This is a genomic window from Rhodococcus phenolicus (genome assembly GCF_001646785.1).
Taxonomy (GTDB): domain Bacteria; phylum Actinomycetota; class Actinomycetes; order Mycobacteriales; family Mycobacteriaceae; genus Rhodococcus; species Rhodococcus phenolicus.
Genome location: NZ_LRRH01000109.1, coordinates 1 through 12,009, shown reverse-complemented (window position 1 = coordinate 12,009; position 12,009 = coordinate 1). Strand labels below are relative to the sequence as shown.

General features: G+C 67.5%; 10 protein-coding genes. All 10 read right to left on the bottom strand.

All coding sequences use genetic code 11. From position 1 onward, the window contains the following. Positions 1-1,795: hypothetical protein (locus A8G15_RS25125; RefSeq protein ID WP_068165707.1), on the bottom strand; the 1,795-nt coding region annotated here is incomplete at its 3' end. Between the two features lie 3 nt (positions 1,796-1,798). Beyond that, positions 1,799-2,551: a DUF8175 domain-containg protein gene (locus tag A8G15_RS25120; protein WP_068165701.1), complete on the bottom strand. Its 753-nt coding sequence runs from the start codon at positions 2,549-2,551 to the stop codon at positions 1,799-1,801. 42 nt (positions 2,552-2,593) lie between these two features. Further along, positions 2,594-2,941, bottom strand: coding sequence for a hypothetical protein (locus A8G15_RS25115; protein ID WP_245687994.1), 348 nt, complete (start codon positions 2,939-2,941; stop codon positions 2,594-2,596). Positions 2,942-3,023: 82 nt separating this feature from the next. Beyond that, entirely contained in the window at positions 3,024-4,460 is a 1,437-nt protein-coding gene (locus A8G15_RS25110; RefSeq protein WP_068165705.1) for an AAA family ATPase, read from the bottom strand. A gap of 10 nt (positions 4,461-4,470) precedes the next feature. Further along, the gene (locus tag A8G15_RS25105; protein WP_068165698.1) at positions 4,471-5,061 is read right to left on the bottom strand and encodes a hypothetical protein; all 591 of its coding nucleotides are present in this window, start codon (positions 5,059-5,061) and stop codon (positions 4,471-4,473) included. Then, entirely contained in the window at positions 5,058-5,702 is a 645-nt protein-coding gene (locus A8G15_RS25100) for a hypothetical protein (RefSeq protein ID WP_068165697.1), read from the bottom strand. The genes A8G15_RS25105 and A8G15_RS25100 overlap by 4 nt, the downstream gene beginning before the upstream one ends. Before the next feature lie 66 nt (positions 5,703-5,768). Continuing rightward, a complete protein-coding gene (locus A8G15_RS25095; protein WP_245687993.1) occupies positions 5,769-7,373 on the bottom strand; it encodes a peptidoglycan DD-metalloendopeptidase family protein in 1,605 nt (534 codons plus the stop codon). Positions 7,374-7,524: 151 nt separating this feature from the next. After that, positions 7,525-9,516 carry a cutinase family protein gene (locus tag A8G15_RS25090; protein ID WP_068165695.1) on the bottom strand — a complete coding sequence of 664 codons (1,992 nt, stop codon included), beginning with the start codon at positions 9,514-9,516 and terminating at the stop codon, positions 7,525-7,527. 5 nt (positions 9,517-9,521) lie between these two features. Next, positions 9,522-9,977, bottom strand: a complete 456-nt coding sequence (locus tag A8G15_RS25085; RefSeq protein WP_483826454.1) for a DUF8176 domain-containing protein — start codon at positions 9,975-9,977, stop codon at positions 9,522-9,524. 311 nt (positions 9,978-10,288) lie between these two features. Then, positions 10,289-11,509 (bottom strand): hypothetical protein, encoded by a 1,221-nt coding sequence (locus A8G15_RS25080; RefSeq protein ID WP_082900151.1) that lies wholly within the window; start codon positions 11,507-11,509, stop codon positions 10,289-10,291. Between the last annotated feature and the right edge of the window lie 500 nt (positions 11,510-12,009).

Sequence of the window (12,009 nt, the reverse complement as noted above, 5' to 3'; positions counted from 1 at the left end):
CGCCCCCGCCGCCTCCACCGCCCTTGCCGTGGCGCGCCATCATCGCCATCTGCGCGGTCTGCAACGTGCTGCCCATCCCCTCACCGGCGGCCGAACCGGTGTCGCCGAACCCTTCCGAGTCCTCACTGGACGGCATGAACGGCGCGTACTTGAGCAGCGACCACGGCGCCAATCCGACCAGGCCGATGCACACGGCCGTCATCGCCAGCGCACCGAGCGAGGCGAGCTCACCACCGACGTAGGCCATGGAACTGCTGTCGAGCAGCACGCCGGTCAAGAACCCGAGGCCGAGGAAGATCACGGGCTTGGAGAACACGATCGAGACGAACACGAAGATCGGCCGCACGGCCTTCTTCCGCAAGGTCGGGTGCACCCACAACCCGAACGCGATTCCGACCAGACCAGCGAGGATCGGCAGTGCCGCCGCGTGCATCAGCATGCCGAAGAACAAGCTCAGCGAGCCGAGGAACAGCAGGCCGAAGAACACGATCCCGGCGATCGGGCCACCGACCAAGGTGTCCTTGGTGATGCCCCCGAGCATCGAGGAAACCGAGATCACCGCCTGTTCCATGTCCTGCTTGAGCAGACCGGACAACGAGGTGGTCAGTGCGTGCGAGAGCTGGACCAGCAACTCCGCCGCGGCCGGCGCGAACATCATGCAGACCAGGCCCAAAGGCGCGTATCCGATGAGGCTGTGCACCATCTCCATCCGCGTCGATTTCTGCGCGGACGTGCGGTAGATGGTGAACAACGCAGTGATCGACATGACGAACACGCCGATGCCGCTGCTGATCGCGTACCACTTCAGGAAGTTCTCATCACGCGGATTGAACTCGTTGATGTTCGACAGCCCCTCGAGGACGGAGACGGTCAGCGAGACCGCGCTTTCCTTCGTACTGTTCGCCCAGTCGTCGATCACACTGCCGGGATCCTGGACGAAGGCGATCGTCGCAGCCGCGTTGTTGTAGCCGATGCGGGCCGCGGCGATGCCGATCTTGATATGCAACGGCGTGACCGCTTCGAGGACGACCCCGCCGCGCTTCGCCAGATCCACGAACCTGTCGAGGGCAGATCTGTTCTGCTCTTTCCAGTACCAGATACCACCGAACATGTTGCCGACCTGAATGTTCCAGCCCCGGCACGTATTTCCGTCGTTGATGCTGTCTGCCTTGTCGCAATCTAGGAAGTACGCGCGATTGCACAGCATCTCGTGATCGCTGCACGGATTCTCGAAGATGTCATCGGGCAGGTTGTTCACATCCGTCTGCTGCTTCATCAGTTCGATGGAGGAGGCATCAGGCTTGGCTGCCCAGGTGAAACCCCAGGAATTCCCAGCGGGTTCGGCCCACTTCGCCATGTCGCCGGCACACATACCCGCCTTCGGCGAGTAGTCCGGCTCTCCACCGGGGAAGGACTCGGGCCAGTCAGTTGGCTCCTTGCCGTCGAGCACGGCTTGCGTGGCTTCGTCCTCCGAGACGCCCATCAGCTCCGCGTACTGGGCGGCCCGCTGTGTCACCGGCGCCGACCAGTACAGAATCCGCTGGTCGAATCGAAGGTATTGGCCCAGGTACAGGCCGAAATCTCCCCCCTTGTCCGCACACGTCGAATCAGTCGACCATCCGGCTGCGTCGAATTCGGGATGACCGGGGAAGAACTGTTTCAGCTCTTCGGGCATACCGATGGGCCAGCCCTCAGCAGCGGAGTCGAGCGGCTGCGCCAGAGCGGGCGAAGCACTCGCGACCAGAGCCAGCGTCGTCAGCAGCGCTGCGAGAAATCTACGGACAAGGGGTCGCATCGGTTACTCCACGAAGAAGGTGTAGAGGCCGTTCGCACCGAACTCGGCCAGTGTGGAATCACCCTCGGGGAACGACACCTCGGACGGTTCGGGACCGGAGCGGAACGACCAGTCCACGGCCTTCCAATCCCCGTCTTCCCACTGCAACGTCACCGTCGTCGTCGCCCAGAGTGTGATGACACTGACCTTGCCGGTGCCGCTCAGGTCGTTCTGGCTCGCCGAGACCGCCCACACCGACACCACTGCGCGATCGTCCGAATAGTCGGTGACGTTGATCAATGCCGGGAGGACGTTCATCACCGTGTCGTCGGATTGGGATGCGCTGTCGTCGATGACGGCGACCAGTGCGTCGGTCGCGTCGCTGCCAACCAGGACGCTCTTCACGTCCTCCGCGGTGATGCGGCCCAGAGAAACCTGGTTCGCCGCCTGAACGAAATTCGAGGCGGCGGTCTGCGCGCCGGCCTGAGTCCGGTTGTAGCCGTGCGGGATACCGCTGGTGATCTCGTTCGGGCCGTGCCCGGTCCGTACCGTGGCGGAGTTCGTTTTCCCGCCCCCGCCGACTGTCGCCGCCACGAGGAGTACAACGAGGGTCAGGACGAAGAGACCGACGAATCCGTACTTCTTCCAGTTCGGGATTCGGTCGAACGCGGCTTTCCAACTACCCGGCTCCGCGGTGGACGAAGGCGGCGTCACTGCCGGCCTGGCAGCCGCCGATTGCTGGGAACCTGGCTTGATCGAGCTGAAATCGGGTGCCATACGAAACTCCTGGAAGTCGAGTCGAAATCGGTGATGGGCAGGTCAGCTGCCATTGACGATGAACAAGATGGCGCCGATGATGATGCTCGCCCCAGCTACGGCACCGAACGCGATCGTGGCGGTCTTGGCGGCATCCATCGATTCACTCAGTTCGCTCTGATAGCCCCCGGCTCGCGCCTTGCGGATCTTGTAGAGGGCCACCATCAGGTTGATGGCAGATCCCGCTAGAACGACCCCCCAGATGCCGGCAGCCACGCGAGCCCACGTCTCGTTGAACGCGCCACCGAAGACGCTCATGTCCGGTTTGATGCCGTTCAACGGATTCTCGGCCCCCTGCGCGGAAGCGAGACCGGCAGTCATCAGCAACAGGCCGACGGTGGCCGACGTCACGGTTGCGGTCCGCGCCGTTCGCCGAGACAGTGAACGAGCAGAAACGTTGCGAGGCATGGAATTTCCTTTCACAAACACGGGTTCAGGCGTACGGGTTGAAGCTCGACGGCTTGGGCGGCTGTGGCCGGCGAGCCGGTTCCGGCGGTTGATGCACTTCGGCCTCCGCAGCCGCGACACGCTCGATCTCCGGTTCCGCCACAGGTACGGCAACGGCCGGAGCCGGATCGGCGGCCGCCGAGACCGACTCGAACGAGGGCAGTTCGAACGACGACGGATCGGACGAGGACCGCCCGGCCGCCGGAGTGAACCGCGGAACATCCGGCGTGAACGCCGCTGGTTCCGGCGGCGCCGCGACCGGGTGCTGCCGATACCCGGCCTGCCGTTCACCGATGGCCTCAGCCAGCGCATCGGTCACCATCGCGGCGATGTTCGTCCACGCGATGATCGAGGTCTGCGACATCGCCTCGAGGGTGATCCGCTCTCCCGAGGCGAACACCGGCTCAAACGGCACCCGCAGGTAGGTCTGCACGCCGAGAGCGTCGAACTCGTCGACGATCACCGATTCGAGGTTGGGATCGGACCCCGGCGTCGCGCACAGCAACACGATCGCCGAGTGCACCAGGTGCTCGAGACCGCGCTTGCGCAGGCCCTCGAGCATCGCGTAGGCGTGCTGGGCCATGTCCCGCCGCATCGGCAACGGCACCACCAGCACATCGGCATTGCGTACCGCCCACTGCCAGGCCGCGGCCTGGGCCGTGGTCGCGGTGTCGACGATGAGCAGGTCACGGTGGCGTCTCAGTACCGCCCCCAACGCCGCGCACTCGGACTCCCCGAGCACATCGTCGTAGGAGGTATCGGTGTCGCCGGCCAGGATCTCGTCGTGTGTGGGCTGTAGCCGCAGGTACGCCGCCAACTCCCCGGCCTCGACATCCCCGGAGGCCAGCCGCGACGCATCGGCGAGCACATCCCACACCGTGCGCTCGACCGGCGCGGTGCGCGCCGCCCGAATACCCAGGGTGCCGCCGGCCTCGCTCATATCCACCGCGACGACACCGCGACCGCGATGCTTACCCAGCGTCGCCGCCAGCGCGACCACCGTCGTGGTCTTCCCCGCACCGCCCTTGGTGTTGACCACCGTGACCATGCCCGAGCCCGGCAAGGTGCGCTGGATCGCTTCGACCGCGGCCCGGAAGCCGGTTTCCGCCGAGTCCGGCTTCGGGGCCAGTTTCGTGCCCAGAGCTGCATTGATCCGCCCGCGCCAGCCCCACTGGGCAGGCTGGAACAACGCAGGCGAGGCAGCCTCGTCGAACAGCGATCCGTGGGCGACCGACGGGATCGCCGCCGGTACGGTCGATTCGTCGACAGCGGTCAGGGCGTCCGCGCCGACCCCGTACGGATCGACGATCTCCTCGGCGGCATGCTCGGGAACATCCGGCTCGGTCGCGGCCCGGTTGGGGCGCAGGCGCAGTCGACGCGGGTCGATGGTCGGCTCGTGGTTGTAATCGGCGATGTCAGCCATCACGCTCACCTCACAAAGTGGTGACGGACGACACGCGCCATCCGTCGCCGTTGTCGATCAGCACCACAGCGACGAACTGCACGTCACTGCCGATTTCGGTGCCGCTGGAATCGGTGACCGTGCTGGTCACCCGGTACATGCCGTGGTACTTGCTCTCGGTATTGGCCTGCCCCTGATTGGGTTCCTCGGTGGCCACGGCGGTGACCGTCGCCCCCTGCTCGGCCCACTGCACCCAGTCGCCGGTCGCCTTGACCGGCACCTCGACAGCGAGGCGGACCTGCGCATCGAGCTCGTCCGTCAGCACGCCGAGTTCGGCAGCGCGCACCGGGGCGTCGTTGCGGTTGACGTCGGTGCGGGTGTCGTAGGAGAACCACGCCTGCACGACCGTGCGGCCGAGCTCACCCGGATCGCTGGTGTCGATCGCCGACGCGGCCGGAGCAGCCGACGGTTCGGAGGTAGCGGCAGGCTCGGTGGGAGGCCACGCCGCAGTCGACGTCGACGTCTGGGGTAAGACCGGCCGATCCGGTTCCGATTCGGAGCTGCACCCGGCCACGGTCAGCGCCCCGGCCAGCACACCGAACAGTGCCAGCCGGCGGATCATTCGGCCACCACCAGGTCCGCCAGGCGGATCGCCCGCCACTCACCGAACCCCGGTTCGAGGCACCACTGCTCGGCCGGATTGCCGGTCGGAACCACCTCGAGATCGAGGATGACCTGCTTCTTCGCCGCCAGATCAGCGAGTTTCACACCGTCGATGCGTTCGCTGCTCACCCGCAGGCGCAGCCGAATCGCGTCGACGCCGAGGTACTCGCGGACCTTCGAGGCGAGGAACACCGCTTTGCCGGAGCTGGCCTCGTCGGCCGAGTGCTGATCGCCGGGGCGGAAGACCCGATCGTCCTTGTGGAAGGAGCCGTACCAGGCGACATCGCTGGTATCGGCCTCGCCGACGACCGCGAACGATCCGCGTTCGTCGCCAGCCGCCGACAGGGACACCACCGGGGCGGCCGCCGCCGCGGCCGCCAACGCCTCGGTCCGTTCGCGCTGCTCACGCTCGCGCAGTGCGTCGTAGTCCACGTCGAACTGCTTGTAGAGCTCGCGCTTGACCTTCGGCCACTGGCTGCGGGTCATCAGCGTGTTCTCCGACGCCCATGCCCGCAGGTCCGCGGCCGTCATGTCCCCGACCGTCCGGGTCGATCCGAGGCTGCGGACCGCTGCCTCTGCCTTGTCCCATTCGTCGCTCACGACGCGGTGTCCTCTCTCTGGTATCTCATCGTTTCCGATGTTCTGGTGCATGAAAATCGTTGTGTATCAAGTAAATCGCATGGCTCTGACACTTTCTGGAGGTGTCCAATCGGTGATCTGGACCTTTCCGCCCGACTGGGGAGCTTCGGCAACTGTGTTGTCCCCCAACCAGATCCACACATGTCCGGGGAACGGCTGCACGATGTCGCCGGGCTGCAAGTCCGATGCTGCGGCGATCGGCGTGCCGCGCGGATCGTTGACCTGAGCCGAATCATGGTGCGGTAGAACGATTCTTCCGTCGGTTGCCTGGGCGACGGAGTAGAGCACCAGGCCCGAGCAGTCGAATCCGAGCTTGTCGTGATCGCCGTGTGCGTCGGCCACACCGCCGTCTCGGATACCGCGAGTCGGGCCGCTGGCATCCCCGCCGCCCCAGGCGTAATCGGTGCCCAGCCATCCGAGCGCAGCCTGCACCACGCGGGATCCGCTCATCGGCGGCCGCGGCGTCTGTTCGATCCCCGCGTAGTCGGGCCGGCGCGCGATGATGCTGCGCACGTAGTTCGTTGTTTCCGCGTTGCCGCAGACCCCGCCGGAGGCGAGCGTGCCACCGGGGCCGCAGTTGTAGGCCGAGAGCATCAGCGCAGTTCCCTCGCCTTGGACCTTGCCGTCCCGGAGCCACTGCTGCGTCAGGTCCCACATCTGGCAGTCGTAATCGGCCATCGCCATCACCGAGTCGCCGATCGAGTTCACATCCGCCACGCCGTCCCCGTCGTGATCACGGCCGATCGCCTCCCAGGTGGCGGGCATGAACTGTCCCGGCCCGCGAGCTCCGGCCGGTGACACCGGCGAGCTCGGCCCGTGGCGGAACTGGTTCTCCGCGTAGAGCTGGGAGGCGAGCAGCGGCGCATCAACGGCGTCGCAGGTCTGCGCTCCCTTGACGATCCACTCGCGGAACTCCTCGGGCACCGAGCCGTCCTTGAGGGTGTTGCCGCCGGGGCGAGTCAATCCGGTGCAGCCCGCTCCGAGGGGAGATTCGGCCGCGACCAGGCGCACGTTCGGGGAGCGCGGACCCTGCTCGGGTGCCTCGAGCTCGCCGGCATCGGCCAGCCAGGGCATCGGATCGATCGGGGAACCGCCGTCGAGTCGCCCACCGGGCCAGACCTCGAAGTGCAGGTGCGGGCCGGTCGAGCCACCGGCATTGCCGACCAGTCCCAGCAGGTCACCGGACCGCACTTCGTCGCCGACCCCGACGAGCACACCGTCGGGGAACATGTGGCCGTAGACGGTCGAGAGGGTCGCCCCGTCCGAGGTGATCGAGTCGACGATGATCCAGTTGTCGAAGCCGTTGTCATCGCCGGGGCCGGAGTCGCCGGCCGCAACCACGATCCCGTCGATCGGTGCAAAGAACGGGGTGCCGATCGGGGCGGCGAGGTCTGCGCCGTTGTGCTGGCCACCCCACCGGGGGCCGAAGCCGGAGGTGAAGGTGTACGTGCCGGTCACCATCGGCTGCAATTTCTTGCCGGAGGCGGCACGCAAGCTGTTCGGCGACCGGGTCGAGCCCTGCGTCGGCAGGCAGTTGTCCGGTTCCGGGTTGTCGCTGCCGCACATCACCAGCGTGCCCATCAGCATGACGACACCCGCCGCCGTCATGATTTTTGCCGTCGAAGAAGCCACGTATCTCACCCCCTTGCATGTGTGTGTTCACAGCCCGCCCAGGCCATGCACCGTGTGTGTGACTTCGCATCCGCCCGCCCGAGGTCGGATGCCGTGCTGCGTGAAGGCCCGGTCCCGGCAGCGGCACCACCCGCCGCCGGGACCGGCGGCACTACCTGCCGATCGCCCGCGCGAAGATGTCGACCATCGTGTCGATCGCGTTGTCCTTTCCGTCCGGGGACCAGCTCGGGTACGCAATGTGCGAATTCGAGGCGTAGAAACTCGCGGCGGTGAACCCTTCGGAAACGAGCTGCCCGAGTTCGGCCGCGCCGTCACTGCCCGCCAGCGCGGTCACCGACGAGCTCAGACCTGCCAGATCGCTCTGCTGGGCCTGCACCGACATCAGCGATCCGATCGGATCGCCGGGATCGTTCAACTGGTCCGGGCTCATCTTCTGGCCCGGCATCAGCACCCCAATGGCCACCTGCGCCAGCTCCACCGCCACCGGCATCAACCGCGACAGCTCGAGCACGTTCCCGGTCTCGGCGATCGACCAGGCGATTTCCTGGACCTCACCGACGTTGCGGGCCAGGCGAACGACGTCGACGTTGCCGAGCAGGTCAAGCACCAGCCCCGCAATCGCCGCCGTGCCGGACGGGTCCGGCACCAGCGCCACCAGCCGCGAGAGCGTCTTGAAGTCCACCCCGGCCGCCATCGCCACCAGCGGGGAGAGCTGGTTGTTCAGCTCGCCGGCAATGGTGTGCGCGCCGCGCACATCACCGGTGGTGAGCTTGATCGGCAACTGCTGCAACCCTGCCGCCACCGCCGCGTAGTCGATCGTGGTCACCCCGGCGACGACGTTGAGGAGCTGGTTGATGATCGTCGTCGGCTTGGCGACCGAGAGCACCTGCGTCGCCGTCCGCAGCTCCGGCGGACCGGCCGCCGCCAACGGCGACAGACCCGCGACCAGCGTGTCCGCCGAACTCGCCAGCGTCGACACATCCACCGGATCACCCGAAGACCGCGCCTTGAGCAGCGCAGTGCTCGTGCTCGTCACCGACTCCGCGGCCGAGAGCACCGCCGGAACGTCGATCTGCCCAAGCGTGTCGAGAACACCGGCGGTCGTGGACTCCGGCGACCCCACGGGAGCCGAGGAGAACGTCTGGCGAGCCCCCGGATTGCTGTCGATCCACTCGCTGGCCTGGCTGACCGGTGTCAACGTCTCCGACACCAGCCGTGCCTGCTGCGTGATCCGGGCGATGTTCGCCGCCGAGGTCGTCGACGTCGGGCCACCGGCATCGAGTGAGGCCACCGACTCGGACAGCCGCGTGGCCGCACCGAGCACCGCCGACAGATCGGCATTGCGCCAATCGCCCGGCGAGGACAGCGAATCGAGCAGCGGCGAGGACGACGAGGACTGCGCCACCGTCGACTCGCCCATGACCGTCGGTGTCTGCGGCGCCGCCGTCGAGGCGAGCTGCGCCGAGACATCCACCGCGCCCGGAGGATTGGCGATGATCCGGCCCAACGAGGCCAGGAACGGCGTGGACTGCCCGTCAGTGTTGCAGTACGCATCGTCGGGGTGACAGATGTCGAACACCTTGCCGGCGAGCGTGCCGAACCCCTCCGGGGCCGGACCCGCGATGCCCTGCCCGCTCAGCGGTGGACCGACCAGCTTCGCGCCGTCGGTGCCCCGCTTCGGGTTGGCGAGCAGAATCACCGCCTTGACCTGCTGCGGGGTGACCGGGCCGAGGCCGTGACCGATGTTGACGGCCAGATCGTTGCCGATCTGCGCGCCCTGGCTGTACCCGGCGATCACGTACGACGAGGACGCGCAACGCTGCATCAGCTCCGCCGCCGCCTTGTCGCCCCGCGACTTCGATTCCGCGTACGAGGCACCGTTGAAGAACGCCTCACCGGGATACGGCACGTACACCGCATCGAGGGACTTGCCGAAGCGCTGCTCAAGCGCATCCCCGACCGCGGCGAGCATCCCCGCCGGCACGTTCGGATCGGCATTGGCCGAAGTCTCGGTCGTACCGGGAATCATCAAGGCGATCGTGCGAGCACAACCGCCCGTCTCGGCAGCGTGGGCGAGCGCCGGAACCGTCGCCCCGGCCGCGGTCATCACCGCGGCCGCCAGAGCGATACCCGCTTTTCTCATCCGACCTACCCCCTGACTTCCTCGATAGAGCGGATCATCACGCGGCCGTCCGGGCCCGTGGTCGTGGTGATGCGCTGTTTGAACTCGTTCCGGCGATCCGGGCGAATCTCGGTGATCTGCGCGCTGTAGGTGTTCGGTCCGATCGCGGTCACCTCAAGGCAGTGCGTCGTCCCGAGCGGAACCGAGTCGATTCCCAGCTGGATCGTTGCTGCGTCGGGCAACGGCGCATCGGTGGCCATCAGCTCCCGCACCGCGACCCCGTCGCGCAGCAGGTAGTACCGGTGCTCGAGTGCGGCGATCACGCCCTCTCCGGAGGACTGGTCCCCTTCCCCCGGAGAGCAGGGACCGTCGGACACCGCGGCCGCAGTGGCGGGCGCCGCCGCAGTCGCCGGGGCCGGGGCACCGAAGTCCACCTCGTCGTCCCCGGTGACTGCACCGATCAGCGACGAGGCGCCCCACATGGCCACGCCCACCACCGCGACAGCAGCGGCACCGACCCCGGCGAACCGGACACCCCGACCGGTTCGCGTACTGGACCCGGCAGGCCGCGTGGCCGGCAGAGCGGGGCGGCGACCGGCATCGGCCGCCGCCACCACCCGAACCCCGGAGTCGCGTGCGCTTGCTCCCGCAGAGGAGGAGAAACGCTCCCCGGTCGCCGGTGCCGACACCGGCTGCCGAACCGTGCGGGTACGTGGTGCTGTCGCGTCGAGGACACGTGGTGAACCCGGTTGGCTGTTTCGTTTCATCGGTTCGTCTCCCCCTCGACCGTCACTCAGGCTTCGTGTGTCGGCTCGTCAGCAACCGGGGCATCAGCAACCGGCTCGTCAGCGCCCAGCCCGAGACCCACGGCCTCGCTGACCAGGCGCGATGCCAAGCCCGGCGTCGCTTCGGTGAAGAATTCCCCGAGCGCCTGGTCGGCCTGCTCGACGAGCTGCGCACCGCCCGGCTGTGCCTGCACGAACTCGCGGACCTGCGTATCGATCGCCGGGGCGGTCTCGGTGGCGAAGGTCTGCACCGCCTCGACCGCGGCCGCGCCGACCGGATCCTCCGACCACTGCGCCAGCGAGGCGTCGACCTGCTCGACGATCTGATCGGACTCGACGTCAGGCACCTCGACCTCGATCGGCGTGGCATCCTCACCCGCGCCGTAGGCGGTACCGACGACGTATCCGGCCAGGCCGCCGCCGACAGCGCCGAGGCCGCCGCCGACCGCGCAACCGGCGCCGAAGCCGGCCGCCGCACCGAGGGCAGTGCCCGCAACGCCGGTGGTGACCGGAGCGACGCCCGGAACCGGCAGCGGCACCATTCCGCCCATGCCCGCACCTGCGATGCCCGCGACCGTGCTCGTCACCAGCGCGGTCGGCGTCCCGGCCGCCAGGCATCCGGCGGCGAAACCGGCCCCGGCACCCAGCGCGACCCCCGCGACCTGTGCGGACGCGATCTTCTCGGCCTCTTCGGTCTCCATGCCGGTCGACTTGTGGAAGTCGGTCACCATCGCCTCGGCCACAGCGGTCGTGCGGTTGGTGCGTTCGACATCCGGATCGGTCGCCCAGTTCGGCTGATCGAAGATCACGCGGCCGAACCGGACCTTCTTGGCCGGAGCCTCGATGGGCAGCGTCGGCCCACCGAACACGACCGGAACCGGTGGCACCGGCGCAGCGTCACCGGTGCCGCCGCCGGAGTAGCTGTTGTACTGGGTCATCGAGACGCCGCCACCGGTCTGCGGATCGTAGGCGCGGGTGCCGCGGTTGTACTCGGCAGGAGGGGTGACCCAGAAGTTCTCCGTCGGCTGCGGCTCAGGCGAGGACGGTGCAGGAGCCAGGGCCGAGGGGGGCGTCGATGTGATACCTGCCTGTCCACCGCCGGTCTGCGAGGGAGATGTGATGCCCGCCTGCCCGCCACCGGAGGTGTCGATCGGGGCCGCTGTTGCCGTGGGCGCGAAGGTGATGAGCAACCCGGCGGCTGCCGGGGCCAGTGTCGCAGTGCTGAGCACCGCACTGGTTGTTCTGCGGCGCCGGTGCCTACCGGCGCGGGGAATTAGCTGATCTTCGCTGGATGTGGACATAGACATCGCCTTTCGTGCTGATGAGCCGAATCCCGTGTGCGTGAACTACGCAGCACACGAAGGAACTGCGGGATCGGGTACCGCCGGTCCGAGGTCAGGGAGGTGAGTCTCGGTCGGGCGGTAGTTGGTCGGTCCGAGAGTGCGTCCACGGCAGATGGCCGAGGTGGGATCGGTGCTCGAGCCCAGCTCTGCCGCAGTGCCGATGTCGGGCGAATCACCGCAGGAAAAGGAGAGTCCGCTTGTGCGCGTGTCGTGGTTCCGGACATGCGCGGAATCGCCGCTGGTCCGCGCACAGTCGAGTAACGCGAGTAGTGCCCCATAGAGTGGTGTAACTCGGTGGCCGAGATCGTCTGCGATTCCGTGTTGTGCACGGGTGTAGAGCGGCCACCGTGTGATCCTTCGAGTCAACCTTCTACCGAATCCTCGAA

Excerpts from the sequence above, each read along its gene's own strand:
- A8G15_RS25120 (WP_068165701.1), bottom strand. The coding sequence starts at position 2,551 with ATGGCACCCGATTTCAGCTCGATCAAGCCAGGTTCCCAGCAATCGGCG.
- A8G15_RS25110 (WP_068165705.1), bottom strand. The coding sequence starts at position 4,460 with ATGGCTGACATCGCCGATTACAACCACGAGCCGACCATCGACCCGCGT.
- A8G15_RS25085 (WP_483826454.1), bottom strand. The coding sequence starts at position 9,977 with ATGTGGGGCGCCTCGTCGCTGATCGGTGCAGTCACCGGGGACGACGAG.
- A8G15_RS25090 (WP_068165695.1), bottom strand. The coding sequence starts at position 9,516 with ATGAGAAAAGCGGGTATCGCTCTGGCGGCCGCGGTGATGACCGCGGCC.
- A8G15_RS25105 (WP_068165698.1), bottom strand. The coding sequence starts at position 5,061 with ATGATCCGCCGGCTGGCACTGTTCGGTGTGCTGGCCGGGGCGCTGACC.